Genomic DNA, 24,661 nt, shown 5'->3' on the forward strand with positions numbered 1-24,661 from the left:
GTGTCTGCGGGGCGGGCCGGGTCAGGCGGTGACGGGCTCCGAGGCGGTCTGGGCCGGGACGGTGACCGGGCGGTCGTCGGCGAGGAGGTCACCGGTGGGGTTGTTGTAGGCGACGAGGTCGAGGGTCTTCTCGCGGGCGGAGACCAGGATCGGGACGACGACCTGACCGGCCACGTTGGTGGCGGTGCGCATCATGTCGAGGATCGGGTCGATCGCCAGCAGCAGGCCGACGCCCTCCAGCGGGAGGCCCAGGGTGGAGAGGGTCAGGGTGAGCATCACGATCGCGCCGGTGAGGCCGGCGGTGGCCGCGGAGCCGATCACCGAGACGAAGGCGATCAGCAGGTAGTCCTTGATGCCGAGGTCGATGCCGTACACCTGGGCGACGAAGATCGCGGCGAGCGACGGGTAGATCGCGGCGCAGCCGTCCATCTTGGTGGTCGCGCCGAACGGGACGGCGAACGAGGCGTACTCGGACGGGACGCCGAGGCGCTCGGTGACGCGGCGGGTGACCGGCAGGGTGCCGACCGAGGAGCGGGAGACGAAGGCGAGCTGGATCGCGGGCCAGGCGCCCTTGAAGAAGTTCAGCGGGTTGAGGCCGGCCACGAAGCGCAGCAGCAGCGAGTAGACGCCGAACAGGACGATCGCGCAGCCGACGTAGACGTCGGCGGTCAGCGTGGAGAAGGGCTTGAGCAGGTCCCAGCCGTACTCGGCGACGGACTTGCCGATCAGGCCGAGGGTGCCGAGCGGGGCGAGCCGGATGACCCACCACAGGGCGGTCTGGACGAGTTCGAGGATGCTCTCGGAGAGCTGGCGGACCGGGGCGGCCTTGTCGCCGAGCTTGAGCAGGGCCGCACCGACGACCACGCCGAGGAAGACGATCTGGAGGACGTTCACCTTCAGGAAGGCGTCGGCGATGTTGGTCGGGATGATGCCGGTCAGGAAGTCGACCCAGCTGCCGCCCTTGGCGACGCCCTTGACGCCCTCGGTGGAGATGTTCGCGCCCTTGCCGGGGTCGGTGAGCAGGCCGAGGCCGAGGCCGACGGCGACCGCGATCAGCGAGGTGGCGAGGAACCAGAACAGGGTGCGGGCGGCCAGCCGGGCGGCGTTGGTGACGTTCCGCAGGTTGGCGACCGAGACGATGATCGCGGTGAAGACCAGCGGCGGGACGGCCAGCTTGAGCAGCTGGACGAAGGTCTTGCCGATGGTGTCCAGGGTGGTCTTCAGCCAGGACACGTCGCCGGACCGGGCGATCCAGCCGAGCAGCAGGCCGAGGACGAGGCCGCCGACGATCTGGACCCAGAAGGGGGTGCGGCGGAGGCGTCCCAGCAGGGTGGGCGCGGGCGCGGTGGACATGGGTGTGCGTCTCCGGGGGGGGTGGTGGAGCAGGCGGGGGGGTGGGAGGGGCGGAGGCGGCGGCACGGCGGACGCGGGGGCCGGGCGGGGAGGCCCGGGGGGCCGACACTCGGGGTGTCGGTGCGTCAGGAGCGGCGTGCCGCCCGCATACAGCCGCCGGAGCGACAGCGGCGCGGGCCGTCCACGGCACCGGGCAGACGCGGGCAGCGCGGCACGAGCGGGGTGCTCGTCCCGGCCCGGCGCGCGGCGTCTGCGGTGGTCATGAGCAGCACAGTAGCAACAAACCTTTGAGATGTTCAAAGTACTTGTTTGAGATCGTTACCGAACGACCCTTTCCTGACGGGCCATCAGCCTGACCAGGCAGCTTTGACGCCCTTCCGGTTATACGTATAACTTGAAGGGACACCACGCCGCCGGAAGGACGCCCATGGGCTACGCCGCACTGCTCCGCGCCCCGCACGTCACCCGGCTGCTGCTCGGCACCCTGCTCGGCCGGCTCCCGGCGGGCATGACCGCCCTGGTCATCGCCCTCGCCCTGCGCGAGGCCGGCGCCCCCTACAGCCGGATCGGCCTGGCCACCGCCGCGTACGCGATCGCCACCGCCGTCGGCGGACCCGTCCTCGGCCGGATCGTCGACCTCACCGGGCAGCCCCGCGTCCTGCTCGCCTCCGCCACCCTGGCCGGCAGCGGCTACGCGCTGCTCGCCCTCGCCCCCGGCTCCGCCCTCGCCGCCCCGCTCGGCGCCGCGGTCGCCGGCCTCTGCATGCCCCCGCTGGAACCCTGCCTGCGCTCGCTGTGGCCCGCCGTCGTCCGCGAGGAGCAGCTCGACACCGCGTACGCCTTCGACTCCGCCGCCCAGCAGGTGCTGTACCTGGCCGGGCCGCTCGCCGTCGCCGGGATCGCCGGTGCCTTCTCCCCCACCGCCGCGCTGTGGACCGCCGCCGCGCTCGGCCTGCTCGGCGCCCTGGTGGTGGCGAGCTCCGCGCCCGCCCGGGCCTGGCAGGCCCCGCCGCGCGAAGCCTCCGCCGGACTGCTCGGACCGCTGCGCTCCCCCGGCCTCGTCCTGCTGCTGCTCGGCCTGGCCGGGGCCGGCTGGACGGTCGGCGGGCAGAACGTGCTGTTCATCGCGTACGCCGAACAGCACCCCGGCCTGCCCGGCGGCGCCGGCACCCTGCTCGCACTGGCCGCGCTGGCCGGACTGCTCGGCGCCCTGGCCTACGGCACCGCCCGCTGGCGGGCCGGCACCGCGACCCGCACCTGGGTGCTCGCCCTCGCCATGGCCGCCTGCTACCTGCCGCTGCTGCTCCTGCCCGGCCCGTGGCCGATGGCCGCCCTGGCCTTCGCCTCCGGCCTGGGCCTGGCCCCGCTGCTGGCCGCCGCGTTCGTGCTGGTCGCCGAGCTCGCCCCGCCCGGCACCGTCACCGAGGCCTTCTCCTGGCTGATCACCCTGTTCGCCACCGGCAACGCGGCCGGCAGCGCGGTCTCCGGCGCCCTGGTCGACACCTCCCTGCCCGCCGTCGCCCTGTGCGCCACCGGCGGCATCACCCTCGGCGGCCTCCTCCTGCTCACCACCCGCACCCGCCTGCGCCCGGCCACCCCCGTGCTCGTCCCCGCCTGACCCGGCCCCGGCCCGGCCGGAAAAGCGCTGGTCCGCGCCGGCCGCCCGCTGCTTGGATGCCCCGCATGACCAGTTTCGAGCTGCCCGCCGGCCACAGCGTCTCCACCGACCCCGACCGCCTCGACCGGGAGGCCGTGCACCGCTGGCTCTCCGAGGGCGCGTACTGGGCACTCGGGCGGCCGCGCGCGAAACAGGAGCTGGCGATCGACCACTCCCTCAACTTCGGCCTGTACGAGGACGCTTCGGGCGCCCAGGTCGGCTACGCGCGGGTGGTCACCGACCGGGCCACCTTCGCCTGGCTGTGCGACGTGTTCATCGCCCCCGGGGCCCGCGGCCGCGGCCTGGGCACCGCACTGGCCGCCGCCGTCCGGGACGAGCTCGCCGCCCTCGGCCTGCGCCGGGTGCTGCTCGCCACCGGGGACGCCCACGAGGTGTACGCCAGGGTCGGGTTCGCGCCGCTGGCGCTGCCGGAGAAGTGGATGGTCCTCGGCGAGCAGTAGCCGAGCCGACCGCTCAGGCCGCCGCGGTGGACCGGCGCACCACCAGCTCGGTCGCCAACGGGGCCACTGGGGACGGGAGTTCGCCGTCCAGCAGGGCGGTCAGTTGGGCCAGCCCGGCCCGGCCCAGCTCCTCGCCCGGTAGGTCGACCGTGGTCAGCGGCGGGCTGAGCAGCTCCGCCACCGGGATGTTGTCCATGCCGACCACCGACAGGTCCGCCGGGATCCGCAGCCCCAGCTCCGCCGCCGCCCGGTACAGCCCGGACGCCACCACGTCGTCGTCGCACACCACCGCGCCCGGCCGCCCGGGGCCGGCCAGCAGCTCCCGGGCCGCCCGCTCCGCCTCCCGGCTGCCCTCGTTCAGGCCCACCGCCAGCTCCCGCACCTCCAGCCCGGCCGCGGCCGCCGCGAACGCCGCCTGCCGCACCCGGAAGGTGTGCGCCGAGTGCACCGAGCGCAGGTAGCCGATCCGCCGGTGGCCCAGCCCCGCCAGGTGGTCCACCGCCGCCCGCATGCCCGCCGCCAGGTCCAGCTCCACCGTCGGACGGCCCGGGTGGGCCGCCGGGTCGGCGTCCAGGAACACCGCCGGGGTGTCCGCCGGGAGCCCGCCGACCTGCTTGTCGTCCGGCGAGCAGACCAGCAGCCCGTCGAACCGCCCGGCCGCCGCCGCCTCGGCCAGCTCCGCCGCGTCCCACCCGCTGGAGACCACCACCGACAGGCCGTGCCGGGCCGCCTCCCCGTGCACGCCGGTCAGCACCCGGCCGAAGAACGGGCCCAGCAGGTTCGGCACCGCCAGCAGCACCATCCCGCTGCGGCCCAGCCGCAACTGCCGGCCGGCGGCCTGCGGACGGTAGCCCAGCTCGCGGGCCGCGGTGCGGATCCGCTCCCGGGTGGCCGCCGAGACCCGGTGCCCGGCGCTGCCGGAGAACACCAGCGAGACCGTCGCCTGCGAGACCCCCGCCAGCCGGGCCACGTCACGACCGGTCGGACGCCGTCGCGGGCCCTCGCCGGAAGGGGGTTCGCCGGAAGGGGGTTCGCCGAGCGGGCTCTCCCCGGAAAGACCGTCCCCGGACGGGCTCTCGCCGAGCGGGCTGTCCGCCAACGCCGGTCAGCCGGCCTGCGCCCGCTGGGCCTGCTGGGCGGCGGCGGCCCGGGCCGCGTCGTCCGCCGCGTCCTCGGCCGAGTCCCGCGCCACCGCGCGGGTCTTGCGGGTCTCGATCCGCTCCGCGATCTGCGCCGACATCTCGTCGCGCTGCTTGCTCAGCACCACGTAGCTGATCGCCGAGGACGCCACCGCCGCCAGCGCGAACAGGATCAGCAGCCCCAGCGAACCCACCACCGGGATCACCTTGAAGTGCCCCAGCAGCAGGGCGACCAGCAGGCAGGCCAGGAAGATGCTCGCCCGCAGCGAGGTGTAACGGAGCGTGGCGTGGTTCTTGCTGCTCACCGGGATCGTCCTTCGCTGCCGGGCCGCGCCGGCGGGCGCGTGGGGAAAAAGGCCCTCCCAGTGAAGCACGACCTCACACCGCTCAGGCGCGCAGGTCGAGCCACATCGTCACGTCGTCCCGGTCGTCACCCGGCGCGACCCGGATCGCCCCCGGCACCCGGCCCACCTCCACGTACCCGCTGCGCCCGTAGAACTCCTCCAGGCCGTGCCCGCCGCGCAGGGTCAGCTTCAGCCCCGCCAGCCCCCAGCCCCGGGCCACCCGCTCCGCCTCCGCCAGCAGTTGCGCCCCGTAGCCGCGGCCCTGGCACCTCGGGTGCACCATCACCCGCTTCAGCAGCCGCCAGTGGTCCATCAGCCCGAACCGCATGTCCTCGAAGAACACCACCGCGACGGCCCGCCCGCCCGGCTCGAACCCCACCAGCAGCCGGTCCGGCCCCAGCCCCGCGAACTGCCGCTCCGCGACCGGCCGCACCTCCGCCACCTCCACCGGCGGCACGAACCCCACCGCGCCCCCGGCGTTGGACACCTCCGTCCACAGCACGGTGATCTCCTCCCGCAGCGCGGGGGTCGGCTCGGGATCCAGCACGAATCGCAGACTCATGCCCAAAGCCTAAGAGCACCGACAGGGGCTCGGGGAACGGCGAGGCCCGGTCTGCTCACGGTGCACTGCCGGAGCGCGCATCGGCTCCCGGTTCGGTTACTACACGCGGCAGCACGGACACTTCGACGGGCTCCGGCCGTCAGCAGCTCGGACCCGCCGTTCCCCGAGCCCCTGATCGCGCGCCCCGCCGTTTCTCACCCGAGCCCCTGGCGGCGAAGCCCCGCGCAGCAGGCGACCGCGACCGCGCACAGCGCTCCCGCCGCGTACCAGGTCGCGTCGTAGTCGCCGAAGCGGTCCCGGGCCAGGCCCGCCAGGCCGGCCACCGCGGCCGCGCCGACCTGGTGGGCGGCGAGGACCCAGCCGAAGACGATCGGGGCGTCGGCGCCGAAGTGGCGGCGGCAGAGGGCGACGGTGGGCGGGACGGTGGCGACCCAGTCGAGGCCGTAGAAGACCACGAAGGCCAGGATCGGCGGCCGCAGGCTCTCCCCGAAGAGGGCGGGCAGGAAGAGCAGCGAGAGCCCGCGCAGCGCGTAGTAGGTGACCAGCAGCCGGACGGGGTCGAAGCGGTCGGTGAACCACCCGCTGGCGATCGTCCCGGCGACGTCGAAGATGCCGATCAGGGCGAGCAGCGAGGCGCCGGTGGTGACGGGCATGCCGTGGTCGTGGGCGGCGGGGATGAAGTGGGTGCCGACCAGGCCGACGGTGGTGGCGCCGCAGATCGCGAAGGACGCGGCGAGCAGCCAGAACGCGCGCCGCCCGGTCGCCTGCCGGAGCACCCGCAGCGAGCGGGCCAGCGCCGAGCCGTCGGTGGCCGGCGGCGGCGGGGCGGTGCTCGCGCCGTACGGCAACTGCCCGACGTCGGCGGGCCGTTCGCGCATCAGCAGCAGGACGGGGACGGCCACCGCGGTGGCGCAGAGCGAGACCACCACGACCGCGGTCCGCCAGCCGTGGTTCTCGACCAGCGCGGCCAGCACCGGCATGAAGACCAGGTTCCCGGCGGCTCCGGCGGCGGTCAGGACGCCGGTGACCAGACCCTGTCGGGCCTCGAACCAGCGTCCGGAGACGGTGGTGGCGAAGGCCCCGGCCATCGAGCCGCTGCCGAGGCCGACCAGCACGCCCCAGCACAGGACCAGCTGCCAGGGGTGGGTCATCAGCATGGTCAGGCCGGCGCCGGTGGAGATGGTGAGCAGCGCGCAGACCACCACCGGGCGGACGCCGAAGCGGTCCATCAGGGCGGCGGCGAACGGCGCGGTGAGGCCGTAGAGGGCGAGGTTGACGGAGACGGCGCTGGAGATGGTGGCGCGGGACCAGCCGAACTCGTCGTGCAGGGCGTCCATCATCAGGCTGGGCGTGGAGCGGAACCCGGCCGAGCCGACCAGGACGACCAGCGAGACGGCGACCACGATCCAGCCGTAGTGGACGCGCGGGGTGCGGCGGGGGCCGGGCGGGTCCCCGGCCGGGTCGGCGACGGGGTCGGGGTCGAGTTCCAGTTCCTTCACCCGGCCGAGTCTCCCGGCCCGGCCGCCCGGGCACGACGGCTCCGGCTGCCACGTATGCCCGATTTCCGGTCAGCGGGCCGCCGTTCGGACGGCCCGGCGGTCCGTTCCGTGCCCGGCGGTCCGTTCCGTGCCCGCCGTTCCGTTCCGTGCCCGGCGGTCCGTTCAGTGCCCGCCGGTGACCGGCCTGCCGTCGGGGATCCGGCGCAGGTTGCGGATCGGCGGGCTGAGCAGCAGCGCGGTGGCGGTGCCCAGGGTGACGACGCCGCCGATCAGGTAGACCTGGGTGGTGCCGAGCAGGTCGACGGCCGGTCCGGCCAGCGCCGAGCCGAGCGGGAACATGCAGACGGAGCCCGCCACTTCGTACGCGTGGATCCGGTTGAGCACCTCGCCGGGGACCTGGGTCTGCACGCTGGTGGCCCACATGACGCCCCAGAAGCTGATGCCGATGCCGGAGACCAGCTGGGCGGTGCCGAGCAGCGGCCAGGGCAGGTCGGCCGCGAAGGCGAACTGCTGGACGGCGAACAGGAACAGGGCGGTGGCGCCGGCCGCCAGCGGGCGGACCGGCTTGACCCGGATGGCGAGGACGCCGCCGATGATGGTGCCCGCGCCGAGCATGCTGTTGATGATGCCGTAGACGAGGACGCCGTCGCGCTTGGCGATGTCGCCGACCACCACCGGGGCGAGCGGGCCCCAGGAGAGCACGGTGAAGGCCATCCAGATCAGGATGACGCCCCACATCCAGCTGCGGGACCAGAACTCGTGCCAGCCCCCCACCAGGTTCTGCCACAGGCTGTCGCCGGGCGGCGGGGCGGGGACCGGGCCGAGCCGCAGGACGAGCAGGCAGGAGGCGCTGACCGCGTACATCACGGCGGCGAGCACCATCACCCAGCCGGTGGAGAGGGTGATCAGCGCGGCGGCCAGCGAGGGGCCGGCCAGGGCGGTCAGCGCCTCGGAGATCCGCAGCACGCCGTTGGCGCCCTGCACGTCGGTGGCGACCAGCGGGACGGTGGAGGCGGCGCCGGGCTGGAACATCGCGGCGGCGGTGCCGGCCAGCGCGAGCAGCAGGTAGAGCTGCCAGAGCTGGTCGAAGCCGTGGAAGAACAGCACCGCGAGCAGCACCCGGGTGACGAGGTTGAGCAGGTCCGCGAAGATCATCAGCCGCCGGGCGGTGAACCGGTCGGCGAGCACTCCGCCGAACAGCACCAGTCCGGCGAACGGGCCGAGCAGGAAGGCCATCGCGAAGCCGACCTCGGAGGTCTTGTAGCCGGCCGTCACCAGGCCGGCCGAGACGGCGACCGGGAGCATCGCGTCGCTGAGCAGTCCGGCGGTGCGGGCGGTGAAGTAGAGCCGGAAGTTGCCCGACCAGATGGCGGGCGGTTTCGCCGTGCTGACCTGCGGGGTGGGAGCGGTTCTCAGTTCGGGTGCGGTCACGGGTCTCAGTTTTGGTGTAGACCACTACCGGTTTCCAGTGGTTTTGGGTCACGATGCGGAGTCTGCGCGTCCGCCGGCGGAACGACGGCCCGCCGTGCGCACCCCGAGCACGGCACGGCGGCCCGCCGTCCGGTCGACGTCCGGGCCCTGAAGCCGTGACGCCCGGGCGGCCCGATTTCGCCGAGGTTCCGGACGGGGTCGGCCAACGACCCCCTGAGTGTCGGCACCGCCCGGTCTCCCTCGGCGTCCCCTCGCAACGGGCGCCGCACCCAAGAGTGATCAGTCGGATACGTCACGTCAATGGGTTGTCCGAAATTCAGACCGATTCCGCCGAGGCGCGGACCGCGCGACCGGCGCACGACCGCGGCCCCGGCGGGCGCCCGGCGCCCGGCGCGACCGCCGGTTCAGCGGGCCGAGGCCACCTGGGCGGCCGGTTGCCCGGCCAGCGCGCAGGACGCCCCGCCCGGGTCGCCGATCTCGCACCACACCCGCTTGCCGGAGCCGTCCGGGTACCAGCCCCAGCGCTCGCAGAGCAGCTCGACCAGCTCCAGGCCGCGCCCGTTGGTGGCGTCCTCGTCGGCCCCGGCGTGCCGGGGCGCGGGGGCGGCGCAGCTGGCGTCGGCGACCTCCACCCGGAGCGCGGTCGGCACGGCGGCGGGGTCGACCGGCATCAGCAGTCTGAGCACCGCCGGGCGGCCGGTGTGCACCACCGCGTTGGTGACCAGTTCGGAGACCACCAGCACCAGGGTCTCGGCCACCGGGGCGTCCGGGTCGATCCCGCCGGCCCGCAGCCGGTCCCGGACCCACCGCCGCGCCCGTGACACCTCCGCCGGGTCCGCCTGGACCGCCAGCTGTACCTGGAGTACCTGCACCGCTCCACCACCCGCACTAGGTATTCGGCCCGCTTGATCCCGCCGGTCCGGTCGGCCGCTCGAAGCGGGGGTCACCGACCAGGACTGCCCATGGCATCGACACGAATACGCCCCAGAATGATTCCGGGACCGGGTCGCAGCAAGAGCTTCGGGCATATTCCAGCGTTCGGGGGACGGCTCGGTGCATACTGTCCCGCTCACCCTGCCGGGGTTCGCACGACCGGTCGGCGGCACCGCCCTCGCGGGTACCCACGACCGTACCGCCGTGGCGGGCCGGACACCGGCCCGCCACGGGCGAACCACCCTTCCTACAAATGTCCACCGCGACTCGAACGCCGGTGGCGGGGAAGGGTGCTGATCATCCGTCGGCCCGCCCGTCGGACCAGCCGTCGACCCGTCCGTCGGCGGTGCCCGGCCGGGTCAGGCCCGCCCGGGTCAGGCCAGGCCGGGTCAGGCCGAGTCAGGCGAACACCACGGTGCGCGAGCCGTTCAGCAGCACCCGGCGCTCGCTGTGCCACTTCACCGCCCGGGCCAGCGCCTGGCACTCGACGTCCCGGCCGAGCGCCACCAGCTGCTCGGGGGTGACGTCGTGGGTGACCCGGGCGACCTCCTGCTCGATGATCGGACCCTCGTCCAGGTCGGCGGTCACGTAGTGCGCGGTGGCGCCGATCAGCTTCACGCCGCGGGCGTGCGCCTGGTGGTACGGCTTGGCGCCCTTGAAGCTCGGCAGGAAGGAGTGGTGGATGTTGATCACCCGGCCGGACAGCGCCTTGCACAGGTCGTCCGAGAGCACCTGCATGTAGCGGGCCAGCACCACCAGGTCGACCCGCAGTTCGGCGACCAGGTCCAGCAGTTGCTGCTCGGCCTCGGCCTTGGTGTCCCGGGTCACCGGCAGGTGGTGGAAGGGGATGCCGTACGACTCGGTCAGCTCGCGGAAGTCGGTGTGGTTGGAGACCACGCCGACGATCTCCACCGGCAGCGCCCCGATCCGGGTGCGGAACAGCAGGTCGTTCAGGCAGTGGCCGAACTTGGAGACCATCAGCAGCACCCGCATCCGCTCGGCGGAGGCGTGGATCTGCCACTGCATCCGGAACGAGTCGCCGATCGCCGAGAAGCTCGCCCGGAGCTTCTCCGCCGTCACCGGCTCCTCCGCGGAGAAGTGCACCCGCATGAAGAACAGGCCGGTGCCGGCGTCGCCGAACTGCTGACTGTCGATGATGTTGCAACCCGTCATGAACAGATAGCTGGAGACCGCGTGCACGATGCCCTGCTTGTCGGGGCAGGACAGCGTCAGGACGTACTGGGAGCGGGCGGTCTCTTCCATCGTGCGGGTCCCCGTTTCTGGGCTCGGGTTGCTGGGTCCGGGCGGCCCGGTCCGGTCCGCCCGGTCGGGCTCCCCGGCCGGGGTCCCCCGGGCCGGGTCCCCGCGCTCCGGGCGGGGGGCGGGCGACGGCCCAGCCTGGCACAGATCGCCCCGGCCCGGGGGCGGAGCCCGCCACCCGAGACTCCCGGGGACGGCGCGGCGCTCAGGCCCGGGCGGTCAGCCGGCCGAGTTCGGCCAGCGGGAGCGGCGGCGCCTCGGGGTCCTCGCCGTCGTTGACGGCCAGCCGGTGGTGCGCCTCGCCGGCCGCCCGCACCGCCTCCGGCCAGTCCGGGTGGCCCAGGTACGCCGCGGCCGGGGCGTCCTCGCCGACCTTGTGCACGACCAGCAGCACCCGCAGCACCGCCGCGTCCACCGCGACCGCCTCCGCGGAGTCCCGGAAGACCGAGCCCACGTACTTCTCCGCCGACCAGCGGTCCAGCCAGCTGTCCCCCACCAGCCGGTACACGGCGTCGGAGAGGTCGCCGTACCCGCCGCGGCCGCCGTCCAGCCACGCCCCGCGCTGGAAACCGGGGTCGGACAGCATGTGCAGCGCCGAGCGGATCCGGGCCCGCCAGCGCCACCAGGGCAGATCACTCAGGGGCATGCCGCCCATCGTGCTGGAGCGGGCGCCCGTTCGAGAAGGGTTTCGGGCAGACCGGTGCGGAGAATCCATGCTGTCGGACACGGGAGTCAATCGTACGTTCCCGACCCGGCTCGGCTCCACCCGCGCCTCTACACGCGTCACCGGACGGCAACGCTCCGTGTTCCTCCCCCGTTGGTGATCCGTTCACATCGCGTCCCTCTCTGCGTGCCCGGTGACGACCACCCTTGATCCGCCGAGCCTGCGCAACGGAGCACGGGACGACCCGCAGCAGCACGCCCGCCTGGGAGGAAAGAGCGCCATGACGCGGAACGGAACCCCCCACCCGCTACCCGCCGTCAGCGGACGACGCCGCGCAGCCACCGCCCTCGCGGCCTCCGCCGCGGTCCTGCCCGCCCTGCTCTCCGCCTCCGCGTGCGGCGGCCCCGCCGCCGCCGACGCCGCCGGCCAGGACGTCACCGTCATGACCTGGGCCCCGTCCGGCACCGGAGCCGCCGACCGCCCCGGCATGACCGCCCTCGCCGAGGCCGTCGGCCGCGACCTCAACGCGCACGGCGGCCTGGCCGGCCACCAGGTCCGCGTCCTCACCTGCAACGAGCACGACACCACCGACGGCGCCACCGCCTGCGCCGACCAGGCCGTCAGCGCCCACGCCGTCGCCGTGGTCGGCTCCGCCAGCCAGTACGGCGGCAACTTCATGCCGATCCTCGAACAGGCCGGCATCCCCTTCATCGGCGGCTACGGCCTCTCCGCCCCCGAGTTCAGCAGCCCGCTCTCCTACCCCGTCAACGGCGGCCTGCCCGCCCTGGTCGCGGGCAGCGGGCGCCAGCTCGTCGAGGCCGGCTGCAAGCAGGTGGCGCTGATCCGCCCCGACAGCCGGGCCGGCGACGCCCTGGTCAACTACCTCGACGCCGCCGTCAAGTCGAACAACGTCAAGATCACCGACATCAAGGCCCCCGAGAAGTCCAACGACTACTCCTCGTACGCCCGGCGGGCCATCGGCGACGACAAGCCCGGCAACTGCCTGCTCTCCGCGCTCGGCGCCGAACCCACCGCCAACCTGCTCGACCCGTACCGCCGCGCCAACCCGAAGAACACCCAGCTCGCCTCCGTCATCGGCTCCTTCCAGCAGTCCGTGGTCGACTCCACCGGCGGCGACGCCGGCCCGCTGCACGGCGCGTACGCCACCGGCTGGTTCCCCGTCGAGTCCTCCGCCGTCTGGGACGACCTGCGCGCCACCGCCCGCACCTACGGCAACGGCGCCACCATCGACGTCGCCGACCCCGGCGTGCAGACCACCTGGGTCGCCTACGAGGTGCTCCGCCAGGCCGCCGGACGGATCGACCCGAGCAAGCCGATCACCGCGAAGGCCCTCCAGGTCGTCCTCGACAGCGGCGACCCGATCGACACCGCCGGCACCACCCCGCCGCTCGGCTGGGGCGTCACCAACATGCTCCCCAGCTCCGACTCCCCCCGCCTGGTGAACACCTCCGTCACCTTCCAGCAGGTCCAGAACGGCCGCCTGGCCGAACAGCACCAGGGCTTCACCGACATCCGCTGGGCCCTCACCAACCAGAAGCCCCCGGCGTAACCGGGGCCCGGGGAAACCCGCCGCGCTGAGGCGAAACCAGGGGCGCGGGGAGATCCGCTGCGGGCCGGACATTGCGAAACCGGGGGCGCGGGGAAACCTGCTGCGGGCCGGACATTGCGAAACCAGGGGCGCGAGGAACTGCGCGGCCCGTGTGATTCGGATTGGCGGTTCTACGGGGGCGAAGGGTGCCCCCGCCCGGAGTGGGTCGCGGGCGGGGGCTCTTGTATTGCTAGGACTGGCAGAGAAGCGCCACGGTGGGCGCACAGGCGGGGCAGGCCCAGTACTCGACCGCGGGGCCGCTCGGCCGCTCCGCGGGGCCTGCTAGGACCACTTCGGGGCCCGTGGTGGCGCAGAGGCAACAGCTGCGGGTGGGGATCTCCGAGGCAGTGCCGTCCTCGGGGGTAGGGGTCGCGCCGCTCATGCCGTTGCCCCCGTCAGCATCTCTTGCCCGAACTCACCAACAGGCATCAGGTCGAGCCCTGCCGCGAACAGGTCGACCCGTCGGCGCTGCTGCTTGGCGGGGGTGTCGCGCTGCTTCCCCCACTCGGTTCGGAACCGGAGCCACGCCTCTTGCTGTTGGTCGGCAAGTTCGGCGAGGATCGCGCGCCGCATGGGCTCGGGGGTGCACTCCCATTGAAGAACCCGCGGCGAGATCCGGTGCTCGAACGGCAGGGGCGGGATGGTCTTCCGCAAGTGGTGCGAATGAATCGGTCGACGCCACCCGCAGACGACCACGGGCGCGCGTTCGGGGGTCGGCTCGGGCTCGCTCTGAATGGCGCGGTGCGCGCCCCGAGCTGGCAGAGCCCGGCAGAGGGCCCGAAGCAGGGCCCCGAACAGGGCGGGGACGATACGATCAAACATGGTCGGTCAGCTCCCTAAAGCTGGTCGGCTCGCCCTCCGAAGCCGCGTAGGACCGGCTCCGGAGGGCTTTCGTTTTCGTACTGCGAGATCCGAAAGTAGCTCCACTTGTCTACCCCTGTCTATGTCGGTATCGGCCTGTCTACAACGATGCTGGTGAGCCCTGTTGTCTACGCTTCTGGACATGGCAGAGACACCGATTGACCCGCGTGGACGACTCGCCCCGTACGAGCAGGTGGCGCAGCGGATCAGCGGTGAGATTGATGCCGGTAAGTACGGCGAGGACGGGCCGCTGCCGTCCGAACCTGACCTCGCCAAGCGGTTCGGTGTCGCTCGGGACACGGTGCGGCGTGCGCTGGAGCTTCTGCGTACGCAAGGCCGTATCGAGACCTTGCGGGGTCGGGGTTCCTTCGTGGTGCCGCGGGAAGCTGGCCCCGAGAACGACTGAGGCCCCGCCCGCTACTGCTCGTGCGAACGGGGCCGGTGCGCCGTCGGTCAGTGCGGGATACCGGCGATGATCTCCCGCGCGCCCTGGCGGAGGAGTTCGGCGGCGACGCGGGCGCCGAGGACGGCGGGGTCGCCCTGGTGCTCGTCCCACATCATCGCGTTGGCGAACTTGCTGCCCTCGCGGTCGAACACCATGCCGCGCAGCGACATCTGTCCGTCTGCCTCGGTGGTGCAGTATGCGGCGATGGGGCTGTTGCAGTGGCCGCGCAGGTTGTGCAGCAAGACGCGCTCCGCGGTCACCTCCCGCTGTGTCCTCGGGTGGTTGATCTTCTCCAGCAGCGCCGCCGTGGCGTGGTCCTCCTGTCGGCACTCCAGCCCGAGGACGCCTGCGCCGACGGCGGGCAGCATCTCGTCCATGCCGAGCACGTAGCCGGGCCGGTCGATCCCGAGCCGCGCGAGTCCGGCAACAGCCAGGATCATTCCGTCCGCATGGACATCGATCTTCTTCACGCCGTCCAGCTTCTCCAGCCGGCTGCCGACCGCGCCGCGCACCCGCACGACCTTGAGATCGGGGCGGGCCCGGAGAATCTGCGCCTTGCGGCGGACGGCCGACGACAGGATGACCGCGCCCGGCGGCAGGTCGGCCAACGTCCGGTACCCGGACCCCTCGGGGAACAGCAGCACGTCCCGCACGTCCGGCCGTTCCATGTACGCGGCGAATACCAGGCCCTTGGGCAACGGCACGTCGCCGGGCACGTCCTTCACGCAGTGCACAGCCATGTCCACCGCACCCGCTTGCAGCATGGCGTCAATCTGCTTGGTGTACAGGCCCTTGCCGCCAAGCTGCGCAAGGTCGCCCTGCCACAGGTCGGCCTCCGTGGTCACGGGCACCACCTCGGGCGCCAGGTCGGGGACGTGCTCCCGAAGTGCCGCAATCACCATGTCCACCTGCGCGAGGGCGAGCGGCGAACTACGGGTGCCGATCCGCAGCGTCCTGGCGGGGTACTCGGCCGTCGTCATGGCGGGTCGTCCTTTCGGTTCGGGTCTCTTGATAGGTAACGCTTCCGGGCCACTGGAGAGGCGCCCGGATCCGGGCAGCAACCGAAGGGTGGAGCAGTCGGCGGGCATCATCCGGACCGGCCCAGCGCCACGCCGTCAACTCTCTTGACTGCAAGGCGATTTGATCAGTGTCAGCGCTGCTGAGCATCGGCCCGGACCACAGGAACACGATTCGGTCCCGGGCGCCCTCGCGGCGGCCCTGGGCCCACTCGACGCCCAACAGGTCATCGGGCAGCAGGTCGAGCTTCAAGCTGAGTTCTTCCCGGGCCTCCCGGCGAACGGCATCGAGCGGGGATTCCCCCACCTCCACCACGCCGCCGGGAAGGTGCCATGTCCCGATCCCGGCTGCCTGCACGATCAGCAGGCGCGACGCGGGATCGGTGCACAGCACGTACGACGTCACGGGGTGTCCGGGTGCTCTGCTCATCTCACTCCCTCGGATCGAACGGACACGCCCGCCTCGGCCGGAGAGGTGGCAACGGCCGGGGGCGGGAGTTGGGAGCGCGTTACACCGCGCTGTTGTCGTCGCCGCTGTCAGGCTCGGATGCGGGGCGCGTCTTGTCGTAGAACGCCTGCTGCAACTCCCGTTGTTCGCGTGCCTGTTGGTTCTGGTTCTCGCTGGCCTTCTGGTCCACCTTGTTCGTGGCGGCCTGCTTGGCGCGTTGGCCTCGGATACCCATTGGAAGGTCCTTCACAGAGTCGTGATCGGGTGGGCCCCGCCCCGGTCGAGTGATGGAGTGCCGCCGAATTGGCGCTCGACCGGGACAGGGAGACGGGAGGGGTCGCCCCGGTCCGATCCGCCGGGGAACCTGGACGGCCTGGTGTGCCCCGTCGGGTACACCCTTCCTGCCGGGATCTAGACCGGCCGGGCCCCGAAGCGCGGGGTCGCTCCGGAAGATCAGGGGCCGTCGGTCGTAGTTCGGCGTTGCGATGCTGCGCGCCGCCGGCGCTGCCACCCCTCCACCCAATCCGGGCCGAACGCGCCACCGATCATGGCGAGCGCCAGGGCGACGAAAAACGCCACCCAACGGCGACCGTCGTTCGGCGCCGCCAGCGCGAGCCCGAGCACCACACCCGACGGCACCGCGCACACTCCGAGCACCAGCACGCCCATTACCAGCGTCATCCGGGTCATTCCGGCTCCGTCTCGGGCACCGCCACCATCGGCACGTCCGCGATCATGCGGAATGACCGGTGGTCCGGGTGGCGCATCATGTGCACGCACGCCCAACCCTGCACCTGTGCAAGGTCGTTGAGTTCGACGGAGACGGCCACACACCGGGTGCCGTCCTCGTCCTCGCCCTGGCAGACCAGAGTGTAGGTCGGCGGGTCGACGTCGCTGCCGGAGTCCGGGACCAGCTTGGCCAGGATGCCGGGTTGCGCCGGAACCGAGCCCGTCACGCCGCCGACTCCGACCGGTGCGGGCACTTCGGCCGGGACCACCGGCACGCGGGCCAGCCGACCGGCCGCCGAGCACCAACCCGCGCATTGATCTCCGGGTCGTAGTCGTCCATCGGGCTGCGACCGACGGCCTGCGTTTCTGCCGCCTGGTGACGAACCGCCATACCCTCGGGCACCGCTCTTGCACCGCCCGTCTTTGCCGCCATTGGTAGCTCCTCCCGCCAAGTAGCACCAAGATCTGGCAACCACCCAGGACGGTGAAACCTCCCGCAAAGGACACTTCAGAACGTCCCATGCACGATAGAACGTCCCTACAAGGGTCCGGGCCATGCGGGGAGACAAGCAGAATGCCGAACGAGAGACTGAAAGCCGTCATGGCGTCGGGCGGTTGGACGTGCTCCGCCCTGGCGGAGAGAGTCGGCGTGGACACCAAGTCGGTCGAACGATGGGCCAATCAAAACCGGACACCCCGACTGAGAGCGGCCCGTCTGGCCGGCGAGGCACTGGGAGAGGACATGTTCGACTTGTGGCCGAGCCTGCGGCAACCACGTGCCGCCCGAGCGATAAGCCCCGAACTGGTGGCGCTCTACGAGCAGCGCGCCGACCTGCCGGTGTCCGTGTTCGTGGATCTGATGGAGCGGGCCACGGAGCACATCGACGTGCTGGTCTACGCCGCGGTCTTCCTCCACGAGGCATATCCACGCCTGAACGAACTACTCCGGGAGCGCGCTGCCGAAGGGTGCGCGGTCCGGATCGCACTTGGCGACCCAGACAGCGAGAACGTGAGACAACGTGGGGAAGAAGAGAAGTTCGGTCACGGCATCGAATCCCGTTGCAGGCTCGCCCTCATGCACTACCGACCGTTGCTCGGCACGTCGGGGATCGAGATCCGCACTCACGGAACCACGCTCTACAACAGCCTCTACCGGGCAGACGACCAGGTGTTGGTGAACGCGCACGTGTGGGGGGCCAATGCTTTCGCGGCCCCGGTCTGGCACCTGCGGCGGACCGGCGCGGGCAAGCTGTTCGACACCTACGCCGCCAGCTTCGACGCAGTGTGGAACGCCGCCCTGCCAGTGGAGGAGAGCTGATCACATGGCACGTACCGAGTTCTACGACGACCCCGACGCACCCAAGCCGAACAGGTTGGTGGTTGCGGCCTCCGCAGTGGTGACCGACAGCGAGGGGCGCGTCCTGCTCCAGCGGCGGACCGACAACGGCCTGTACGCGCTGCCAGGTGGCGCCATGGATCTCGGCGAGTCGCTTCCGGGAACAGCCGTCCGGGAGGTCCGCGAGGAGACCGGCCTCGATGTGGAGATCACCGGGCTGGTCGGCACGTACACCGATCCTCGACATGTGATCGCCTACTCGGACGGCGAGGTGCGGCAGCAGTTCAACGTCTGCTTCACCGCGCGCATCACGGGTGGGACACTCCGAATCTCTGACGAGTCGACCGATCTCCAGTTCGTAGCACCAAGCGGCTTCGCAGACCTGCCGATGCACCACACCCAGCGGCTCAGACTTCAGCATTTCCTGGAGAAGCGAGCAACCCCTTATCTCGGGTAACAGGCACCAACAACGAAAGCCCCGCCCCGGCCACCCGGTGAGGGGAGGACAGGGCGGGGCATGTATTAGGTCCAGACGACGGATTCGTCGTCCGACTTCGGTGGCTCAGCGGCAGGCCGGATTCTCGGAAAGAGACCCAACCTGGCATGGGTAGGCAAGTCACCCTCCGCAAGAATGGTTGCATTAACCATCAGATTTTTTTCTCTCCCTGCCGCGCTACCTGCCCCGGGGAGGGAGTCCCCCGCCTGGGGTATCACCGCAGGTCAGGGCCTCGGACAGGCTTGATGCGCTCGCTTGCCCATCCTCCGGGCTGATGAACGGCCGTCTCGCGGCTGTGACACTGCGTGCACAACGGGCGGAGCCGCGACCATGCGTCCGGATCGGTAACGCCTCGGGCGACAAGGCTCCGACGCGACTCCGGGAAGTGGTCCGCGGTGGTCGCCGGCACTGCGCACAGCACGTATCACGGGTGGGCGTAGAAGTAGGCCGGTCGGATGCGCGGCCAGCGAGGACCGTACGCGCTTCCGCCAGGTGTCTCTCGCTGGGCAACAGCCTCGGCCTGGTGCTTCGGGCAGCGACCACCACAGGGGGTCAGCTCGGGACACCCGGGGATGCTGCACGGGGGAGCAGGGTCGTCGCGGCATAGGGCACGTCCACTCTCAACTACACATGTGCGTGCGGCGGCCTAGACTCTGTAGCTCACCGCTGAAAGGAGGGGAAGGTGACCAGCAAGTTCAAGCTGCGAGCTCTAGTAGACGGCATCAGCCTGTCCCTTAGCGATCTACTGGACGACGCAAGCCCACAGGAGCGCGAGGCTTTCAGGCAGCTCGTTGACCCTGAGACGATCTATTCGCAATTGGCTTCTCGGACTTTGGATGGTCCGGGCAGAGAAGTTGACTGTCCAGCCCCACTGCTGATCCTTGACGGTCAGTACCGCGTTCGAGCGTTGCCCCCGCTAGAGACTCTTTGCCAGCGTTCCGGCCGAGGGCCCGACCGTGAGCACCTTCAAACAACCCGTGAGCGAGTCCGATCGTCGGCCGCTGTAATGCGGGAGGCTCGGGCACCGTCCGAGCGCCGCGAGGCGGTACGAGAGTTCCTCGCCGCAGTGGCAGAGCTGATCCTCTGCGTCCTGCGGTTCCTGGTAGCAGTACTGCTCGGGCTGTTGTCGCGGTCACTCAGCCAAACCGACGTCACGGCACGGAGTGTGCCGAAGCCTGCGCCAAGTGAACGAACGCCTCAGATCACGCCTCGTGGTCCGAACTCCGCTTTCCCCGTGAGTACTTACCGGGGCGGGCATCGTAGCAGCGCGCTGGGGAGCGTCGTACTAGCTGCATAGGTGACCCGCCGACCACTTCCGGTCGGAAGGCTTATTGTGCTCAACCTGTTGTCCACGGCTCCGTGGTGGGCCGTGCTGGTCGTTGCTGCCCCCACGACCTTCATCGGCGCGCTTGCCATGCTGCTCCGGGCCGTCTGGCCTCAGAACTCCGTCCACCGCAAAGAGCTGTGGCAGGAGTGGCAGCGTGAACGCGCCCGCCGCCGCAAGGAGGTGGGGCGCCGAAGCCAACTCCCGCCCTCCTGAATTACCTTGGCAGCTCCTTCGGTGCCGCTGCGCCCCAGCACAGGCAGCGCAGCGGCACCGAGATCACGCTGTGAAATAGCAGAACGCGCAGAGGCCCCGAAGGTTCGCGGGGGCATCCGGGGCCCGAGCCCCGTCCGCGAGCAGTTGTTCCCGGGTGTGCAGGTGGTGCTGGACCAGTTCGGCCCGTTCTTCGCCGCACACCCGGCACAGCGGGTACATCGCCAGGTAGGCCCTGCGGATGGACGGCCAGTTGGGACTACTGGTGACCTTGTGCGCTGCCCGCGGGATCGCCGGGCGGGGATCTGCCCAGCGCCTCACCTGGTGCCGTCCGGCGGTAGGACGGGCGGGTTGATCGGCTGCCCGTCCGGGTGGCGGGGCGTCAGGTCGATGGCCAGCCACCGGCCCGGGTGGTCGGGGTCGCGCATGTGCTGGACTCCGCGCAGCATCGGCGCCCCTGCGTTGGCCGGCGGGAGTCCGGTCGGGTCGTCCGACCAGACGGGCCGTCCCTGTACGTCGCGGGGGAAGTGCGGGTAGGTGCCGTCCGGGCCGGGGTCGAGTGCGTCGAGGGCCATGTCAGTCCGCCGCTTCGATGTGGGCGTCCCGCTTGACGTCCAGTTCCTCGGCGTAGGCGATGCCGAGCGCTTCCGCGGCCCTGTCCACCTCGCTGGTGAGGTCTTCGAGGAACCGCAGGTCGTACCAGCGGTGCGCGGGCACCGTGACCACCTGCCCGAGGCGGGTCTGCGCGTTCTGCGCGGCGGTGAGGATCTTCTCGCGCTTGTGCCGCTCGGCCCGGTGGGCGACGTATGCCTTGAACCACGGTTCGGCGGCGAGGAGTTCCAGGAACTCGGCGTGCAGTTCGCGCCCTCGGGCGGAGTGGGCGTCGGCCTGCTCCCGCCAGGTCTTCACGAACTCGCGGTCGTACGCTGCGCCACGCTCCGCACGGCGTGCCTGCTCGACTTCCTGTGCGGCCGTCAGGGCGGCTTCCGCGTCGGCAAGCGGGGCGGCGAGCTTGTCGGCCTGGGCGCGGAGCTTGGCGAGCTTGTCGGCGGCGCGGGTGATGTCGTTGTTCATGGTCAGACCTCCTGGTCGGTCGGGGCGAAGACGTTGCGGCCGAGCTGCCGGGCGGCGTCCCTCGCGGTTTCGTAGTGGCCGAGCGAGATCCGGGCGATGGGGCTCATTCGGTCGTACTCGTCGGGGCGGTCGCGCTTGAGTTCGGCGAGGCGTTCCATGGGGGCGCTGTAGCGGAAGGCGTCGGCGCGGGAGCGGAGCCTGCGGGTCTCGCGGTCTTCGTCGGTGTAGCGGGAACTGTTCGGGGTGCTCACGGTGGTTCCTCCGGTTTGCCGCCGTGTCGACGGCATGAAAAAGCCCCTGCCCGGAGCCGGGAAGGGGCGAGGTGGTGCTGTTCTGTGCCCTCACTGTTGTGGAGAGTGGGGCGATCTCCACGCACTCGGGTAGCTCCGACTGCTTCTGCCCCTCCCTGGTAGAGAGAGGGGGACGATGGCCAGCAGCACCGATCGGCATCGTCTACAGGGGGTCTGCCTCCCACCTCTCCTGGAATTAGAAGAGGGGGACGATGGCCAGCGGGGCGGTGACGGGGTGACGCTGGTGAGGCAAAAACCAGTTTCTTATAGACACTCGCGTGTAAAGAGAACCTAGATTCTGCGTCATCTGCGTCACCCCGTCACCACCTCTGCCCGCTGACGGTCTACGCGGCCAGGTCCACGGGCGTGTGGATTCGCATCTTGCTGCCCGCTGCGGGGGCGCCGTCCGGTCCCGTGCCGAATTCGTCGCGCAGCCCCGCCCACGACTCGATGGCCGGGTCCAGGTCGCCGACCACCGACAGGCGCAGCCGGGACTCGTCAAGGCGCCTCCAGCCGCCCGGACGGGCCTTGTCGACGAACACCCGGAACCCTGCCTCCAGCAGCAGCCCGCGGCGCGTCTCGTCGTCCGCTGTGGTCCACACGTCGGCGAGGGTCTGCCCGGTGTTGAACCGCTCCCGCTTTTCCGGGCGTGCCGGGGTCGCTTCCAGTTCGGCGAGGCGGGAGTCAAGGGCGGCGAGACGCTGCTCCCACGACTTGAGGGCGGTGCGGGAGCGCTGCTGTCCCTTCAACTCCTGGTGGGCGTCGTACTCGGCCGCCACCTCGTCTATCTCCCGCTGCGGGTCGTAGCCGGGGGTGATCAGCGTCTTCAGTACCGGCACCCGTCCGGCGAGGTCCAGGAACCGGGCTTCGGCCCACTCCTCCAGCCAGTCCGCCCGGATCGTGGTCGGGGCGGCGCACGGGGTGTGGTTGGCGCTGCTGCTGCACCGGTAGGTGTCCTGCTGGGTGCGGGAGGTAGCCCGGCCCTGCTTGTACATCGGGCCCTCGCACGCCCCGCACAGGGCGATGTGGAGCAGCCGGGATGCGTCGGCGGGGGCTTCCTTCTGCTCGCCGAGCTTCTTGTCTTCGAACAGCGCGCCGATCACGTCGAACTCTTCGCGGGTAAGGATCGGCTCGGTGGTGGACATGATCGGCTCGCCTTGTGCGTTGCGGACCGGGTTGCCGCGGTGCATCTTCCAGCCCAGCAGCGCGGGCGTGGTGAGAATCCGTCGGATGAGCTGCCGGGTCCAGCGGAACACCTTGACCACCTTCGAGCCCTTGCGCCCGGCACCGACCTTGCCGCCGGTCGGCTTGCCGTTGAGGTGGGACCAGTGGTCGCGGGGCGTCAGCACCCCCTCAGCGGTCAGCGCAGCGCAGATCTTGTGCACCGCAACGCCGTCCAGCAGGTCCCGGATGATCCGCAGCAGCACCTTCACCGCGCTCTCGTCCTGCACCAGGGTCTTACCGACGCCGCCGAGTTCGGCGGGCATGGGAACGATCCTGTAGCCGTAGGCGGGGGCGCCGTTGGCGTGCCGGTAGTTCATCGTCCGCATGGCAGCGTGCGCACCCGTCACACGCTCCTTGGTCGCCCACGACTCCATTTCGGCCGCGAACGCAAACTGGTTGAGCATCATGGTCGTGATGGGGTCCATCGGATTGCGGAAGTCGTAGACCTGCGCACTGCCGCCGATGCCCTCGGCGAAGACGATGACCTTCCGGTGCTCGCTCGCCCACTTGGCGAGTTCGTGCATGTCGCCCTGCCCGCGTACCGCGCGGTCGAAGCGCCACCACACGATCACGTCCCACTCGTCGGGACGGGCCAGCCACGCCCCCAACTCCGGGCGCTGCCATGGGGCGGTCTTGCTCGCCGACACCGCGAGGTCGACGGCCTCACGCAGGTTCTCACCCTCGCCGAAGTCGATGTTCTGTAGCGCGGCGGCGAGGTTGCACGCCTCACGCTGCCGCTCCGGACTGGTCGTCTCGTCCCGCATCACCGAAAGACGGATCGCCCGGACCCCACGAAGGGGCCGGGCGAACACCGTGCGCTCGGTACCGGGGAGGCTGCTGTTAAGGGTCTCCACGCCAGTAAGAGAGGGGGACGAATTCTTTCCGCTGGTCAGGGGCGCGGTGGTAGTCGACACGGGGGTTCACTCCAGAGGTGTGAACCCGAATCACTCGGCGGCCGACCGAGCACGCACAGCCGGATCGCGAAGCAGGACGAGAGCTTGCACTGTCCCGCGATCTCGCTGACGTGCCACTCCCGCCGCGCGCAGCCGTTCCCCCGTGCCGGACGGCTAGAGCTCGCCGGCGCCCTTGTTCGGCAGCCCCGTCTTGGTGGCGATCGCGCCCCACAGCTCCGCGGCCTGCTTCTTCGCCGTGGTGGCCGTGCCGCTCGCCGAGTCGCCGCTGTGGAGGTGCTGGTTGTCCTTGGTCTTGGCCGGGTCGCAGCCCGCCACCAGGTCGCCGGCCCACAGGGCGTACTCGGAGTCGGCGGTGGCGGAGGCCTGCCACGCCTGCTGGAGCGCGGTCACCAGCTTCGCGCCGTCGGCGAGCTGGTCGACCTTGAGGGCGCCGAGCTTGGTGAGCAGGTCCTGGCGCTGCGCCGCGGCCGCGGTGAGCGCGGCCTGCGAGTCGGGAAGGTTCTGGCACTTGCCGACCGCGGCGACCGCGTTGACCACCGAGGTGCGGCTGGCGCTGGCGGTGCCGAGCAGGTCGGACATCGCCTGGGCCTGGGCCTTCGTCTCGGGGCTGACGGCGGCGTTCCCGCTCTCCGTGCTGGGGGCGACGCTCTGGCCGGTCGTGGTGCCGCTCTTCGCGGTGTCCTTGTCCTTCTTGTCGTCGCCGCCGCCGCTGGCCAGCACGCCGACCAGGATCGCCACCACCGCGACGCCGGCCACGCCCGCGCCGATCAGCACCTTGGGGTTGCGCCGGCGGCCGCCGGCCGCGCCCTGCGGCTGGTAGCCGTCGTGGGCGGGGGCCGGGGCGGGGGCGTACCCCTGCTGCTGCGGGGCGCCGTAGCCGACGCCGCCGCCGTAGGTCGGGGCGTAGGGGGCGGCCTGCGGGGGCTGCTGCGGGAAGCCGGGCTGGGGGGCGCCGACGGCCGGGCCGCCGGTCGGGTAGGGCGGGAGGTACTGGGTGGCGCCCTCGTCGGCCTGCGGGGCCGCCGCGGCCTGCTGCGGGGGCGCGCCCCAGTACTCGGGGCTGCCGCTCTGGCCGAGCGGCGGCGCGGACTGCTGCTGGGGGACGGGGGCCTGCGGCGGTGCGGGCGGCTGCGGCTGGGCGTACGGGGGCTGCCCGGCGGCCTGCGCCGGAGCACCCTGGCCGTCCGCGGCGGGCTCCGGGCGGAAGAGGTCGTCCAGATTGAAGTCGCCGGAGTTGGGGTACGAGCGGCGCTGGCTCAACGCGATTCCTCACCTGTGCACGGCACCGGGATCCCGGGCCTCTCGGTTGCCCCGCCGGTTTGCTGACGGCGGGCCACAACTGCGAGGCCACGGTACCCGTTCACCGGCACAGGTGACTA

26 protein-coding genes are annotated in these 24,661 nt (G+C 71.6%); 6 read left to right on the plus strand and 20 right to left on the minus strand.

The genetic code is table 11. From position 1 onward, the window contains the following. Positions 1-21 precede the first annotated feature (21 nt). On the minus strand, positions 22-1,353 hold the full coding sequence (locus tag ACWEO5_RS08230) for a dicarboxylate/amino acid:cation symporter (protein ID WP_452161265.1): 1,332 nt from the start codon (positions 1,351-1,353) through the stop codon (positions 22-24). A 427-nt stretch (positions 1,354-1,780) separates the two neighbouring features. Between ACWEO5_RS08230 and ACWEO5_RS08235 the strand changes: the two genes are divergently transcribed. Both ACWEO5_RS08235 and ACWEO5_RS08240 read left to right on the plus strand, forming a co-directional pair. Then, the gene (locus ACWEO5_RS08235) at positions 1,781-2,971 is read left to right on the plus strand and encodes an MFS transporter (protein WP_452161267.1); all 1,191 of its coding nucleotides are present in this window, start codon (positions 1,781-1,783) and stop codon (positions 2,969-2,971) included. 65 nt (positions 2,972-3,036) lie between these two features. Then, positions 3,037-3,471 carry a GNAT family N-acetyltransferase gene (locus ACWEO5_RS08240; RefSeq protein ID WP_344553737.1) on the plus strand — a complete coding sequence of 145 codons (435 nt, stop codon included), beginning with the start codon at positions 3,037-3,039 and terminating at the stop codon, positions 3,469-3,471. A gap of 13 nt (positions 3,472-3,484) precedes the next feature. Here the strand turns inward: ACWEO5_RS08240 and ACWEO5_RS08245 are convergent, their stop codons facing one another. From ACWEO5_RS08245 to ACWEO5_RS08280, 8 genes are all read right to left on the minus strand, one after another. Further along, positions 3,485-4,441 carry a LacI family DNA-binding transcriptional regulator gene (locus ACWEO5_RS08245; RefSeq protein WP_452161269.1) on the minus strand — a complete coding sequence of 319 codons (957 nt, stop codon included), beginning with the start codon at positions 4,439-4,441 and terminating at the stop codon, positions 3,485-3,487. Between the two features lie 135 nt (positions 4,442-4,576). Next, on the minus strand, positions 4,577-4,915 hold the full coding sequence (locus ACWEO5_RS08250; RefSeq protein ID WP_344553739.1) for a DUF4229 domain-containing protein: 339 nt from the start codon (positions 4,913-4,915) through the stop codon (positions 4,577-4,579). Positions 4,916-4,997: 82 nt separating this feature from the next. After that, a complete protein-coding gene (locus ACWEO5_RS08255) occupies positions 4,998-5,516 on the minus strand; it encodes a GNAT family N-acetyltransferase (protein WP_452161272.1) in 519 nt (172 codons plus the stop codon). A gap of 194 nt (positions 5,517-5,710) precedes the next feature. Then, on the minus strand, positions 5,711-7,015 hold the full coding sequence (locus ACWEO5_RS08260) for an MFS transporter (RefSeq protein WP_452161274.1): 1,305 nt from the start codon (positions 7,013-7,015) through the stop codon (positions 5,711-5,713). A 162-nt stretch (positions 7,016-7,177) separates the two neighbouring features. Next, on the minus strand, positions 7,178-8,446 hold the full coding sequence (locus tag ACWEO5_RS08265; RefSeq protein ID WP_452161276.1) for an MFS transporter: 1,269 nt from the start codon (positions 8,444-8,446) through the stop codon (positions 7,178-7,180). A gap of 404 nt (positions 8,447-8,850) precedes the next feature. Then, on the minus strand, positions 8,851-9,318 hold the full coding sequence (locus ACWEO5_RS08270) for an ATP-binding protein (protein WP_452161278.1): 468 nt from the start codon (positions 9,316-9,318) through the stop codon (positions 8,851-8,853). A gap of 460 nt (positions 9,319-9,778) precedes the next feature. Continuing rightward, positions 9,779-10,642 carry a formyltetrahydrofolate deformylase gene (purU, locus tag ACWEO5_RS08275; RefSeq protein WP_452161280.1) on the minus strand — a complete coding sequence of 288 codons (864 nt, stop codon included), beginning with the start codon at positions 10,640-10,642 and terminating at the stop codon, positions 9,779-9,781. Positions 10,643-10,844: 202 nt separating this feature from the next. Next, positions 10,845-11,285 (minus strand): SCO4402 family protein, encoded by a 441-nt coding sequence (locus ACWEO5_RS08280; RefSeq protein ID WP_452161282.1) that lies wholly within the window; start codon positions 11,283-11,285, stop codon positions 10,845-10,847. A 298-nt stretch (positions 11,286-11,583) separates the two neighbouring features. Between ACWEO5_RS08280 and ACWEO5_RS08285 the strand changes: the two genes are divergently transcribed. Next, positions 11,584-12,873, plus strand: a complete 1,290-nt coding sequence (locus ACWEO5_RS08285; RefSeq protein WP_452161284.1) for an ABC transporter substrate-binding protein — start codon at positions 11,584-11,586, stop codon at positions 12,871-12,873. A gap of 417 nt (positions 12,874-13,290) precedes the next feature. On the opposite strand, the gene ACWEO5_RS08290 is transcribed toward ACWEO5_RS08285, so the two are convergent. Beyond that, on the minus strand, positions 13,291-13,566 hold the full coding sequence (locus ACWEO5_RS08290; RefSeq protein WP_452161286.1) for a hypothetical protein: 276 nt from the start codon (positions 13,564-13,566) through the stop codon (positions 13,291-13,293). Between the two features lie 349 nt (positions 13,567-13,915). Between ACWEO5_RS08290 and ACWEO5_RS08295 the strand changes: the two genes are divergently transcribed. Next, the gene (locus ACWEO5_RS08295) at positions 13,916-14,179 is read left to right on the plus strand and encodes a GntR family transcriptional regulator (RefSeq protein WP_452161288.1); all 264 of its coding nucleotides are present in this window, start codon (positions 13,916-13,918) and stop codon (positions 14,177-14,179) included. Between the two features lie 47 nt (positions 14,180-14,226). Here ACWEO5_RS08295 and hemC read toward each other — a convergent pair whose 3' ends face one another. The 5 genes from hemC to ACWEO5_RS08320 all read right to left on the minus strand — a co-directional run bounded on the left by hemC (position 14,227) and on the right by ACWEO5_RS08320 (position 16,686). Beyond that, positions 14,227-15,198 carry a hydroxymethylbilane synthase gene (gene hemC, locus ACWEO5_RS08300; protein ID WP_452161290.1) on the minus strand — a complete coding sequence of 324 codons (972 nt, stop codon included), beginning with the start codon at positions 15,196-15,198 and terminating at the stop codon, positions 14,227-14,229. Continuing rightward, the gene (locus ACWEO5_RS08305) at positions 15,149-15,640 is read right to left on the minus strand and encodes an NUDIX domain-containing protein (RefSeq protein ID WP_452161292.1); all 492 of its coding nucleotides are present in this window, start codon (positions 15,638-15,640) and stop codon (positions 15,149-15,151) included. The genes hemC and ACWEO5_RS08305 overlap by 50 nt, the downstream gene beginning before the upstream one ends. A 103-nt stretch (positions 15,641-15,743) precedes the next feature. Continuing rightward, on the minus strand, positions 15,744-15,917 hold the full coding sequence (locus ACWEO5_RS08310) for a hypothetical protein (protein ID WP_452161294.1): 174 nt from the start codon (positions 15,915-15,917) through the stop codon (positions 15,744-15,746). A gap of 218 nt (positions 15,918-16,135) precedes the next feature. Further along, positions 16,136-16,372: a hypothetical protein gene (locus ACWEO5_RS08315; protein ID WP_452161296.1), complete on the minus strand. Its 237-nt coding sequence runs from the start codon at positions 16,370-16,372 to the stop codon at positions 16,136-16,138. Further along, the gene (locus tag ACWEO5_RS08320; protein WP_452161298.1) at positions 16,369-16,686 is read right to left on the minus strand and encodes a DUF7848 domain-containing protein; all 318 of its coding nucleotides are present in this window, start codon (positions 16,684-16,686) and stop codon (positions 16,369-16,371) included. The genes ACWEO5_RS08315 and ACWEO5_RS08320 overlap by 4 nt, the downstream gene beginning before the upstream one ends. Positions 16,687-16,985: 299 nt before the next feature. Here ACWEO5_RS08320 and ACWEO5_RS08325 point away from each other — a divergent pair, with 299 nt between their 5' ends. Together ACWEO5_RS08325 and ACWEO5_RS08330 are read left to right on the plus strand one after the other, a co-directional pair. Further along, positions 16,986-17,729, plus strand: a complete 744-nt coding sequence (locus tag ACWEO5_RS08325) for an XRE family transcriptional regulator (protein WP_452161300.1) — start codon at positions 16,986-16,988, stop codon at positions 17,727-17,729. 4 nt (positions 17,730-17,733) lie between these two features. Then, positions 17,734-18,204 carry an NUDIX domain-containing protein gene (locus tag ACWEO5_RS08330; RefSeq protein WP_030458344.1) on the plus strand — a complete coding sequence of 157 codons (471 nt, stop codon included), beginning with the start codon at positions 17,734-17,736 and terminating at the stop codon, positions 18,202-18,204. Positions 18,205-20,097: 1,893 nt separating this feature from the next. Here the strand turns inward: ACWEO5_RS08330 and ACWEO5_RS08335 are convergent. The 5 genes from ACWEO5_RS08335 to ACWEO5_RS08355 all read right to left on the minus strand — a co-directional run bounded on the left by ACWEO5_RS08335 (position 20,098) and on the right by ACWEO5_RS08355 (position 24,542). Next, a complete protein-coding gene (locus tag ACWEO5_RS08335) occupies positions 20,098-20,355 on the minus strand; it encodes a hypothetical protein (RefSeq protein ID WP_452161302.1) in 258 nt (85 codons plus the stop codon). 1 nt (position 20,356) lies between these two features. Beyond that, complete coding sequence (locus ACWEO5_RS08340; protein WP_452161304.1) at positions 20,357-20,854, minus strand: hypothetical protein; 498 nt, start codon at positions 20,852-20,854, stop codon at positions 20,357-20,359. Positions 20,855-20,856: 2 nt separating this feature from the next. Next, positions 20,857-21,105 (minus strand): hypothetical protein, encoded by a 249-nt coding sequence (locus ACWEO5_RS08345; protein ID WP_452161306.1) that lies wholly within the window; start codon positions 21,103-21,105, stop codon positions 20,857-20,859. Positions 21,106-21,488: 383 nt separating this feature from the next. Further along, positions 21,489-23,222, minus strand: a complete 1,734-nt coding sequence (locus ACWEO5_RS08350) for a recombinase family protein (RefSeq protein WP_452161325.1) — start codon at positions 23,220-23,222, stop codon at positions 21,489-21,491. A 213-nt stretch (positions 23,223-23,435) separates the two neighbouring features. Beyond that, positions 23,436-24,542: a hypothetical protein gene (locus ACWEO5_RS08355; protein ID WP_452161308.1), complete on the minus strand. Its 1,107-nt coding sequence runs from the start codon at positions 24,540-24,542 to the stop codon at positions 23,436-23,438. Between the last annotated feature and the right edge of the window lie 119 nt (positions 24,543-24,661).

It is taken from the genome of Kitasatospora sp. NPDC004272, assembly GCF_053603035.1.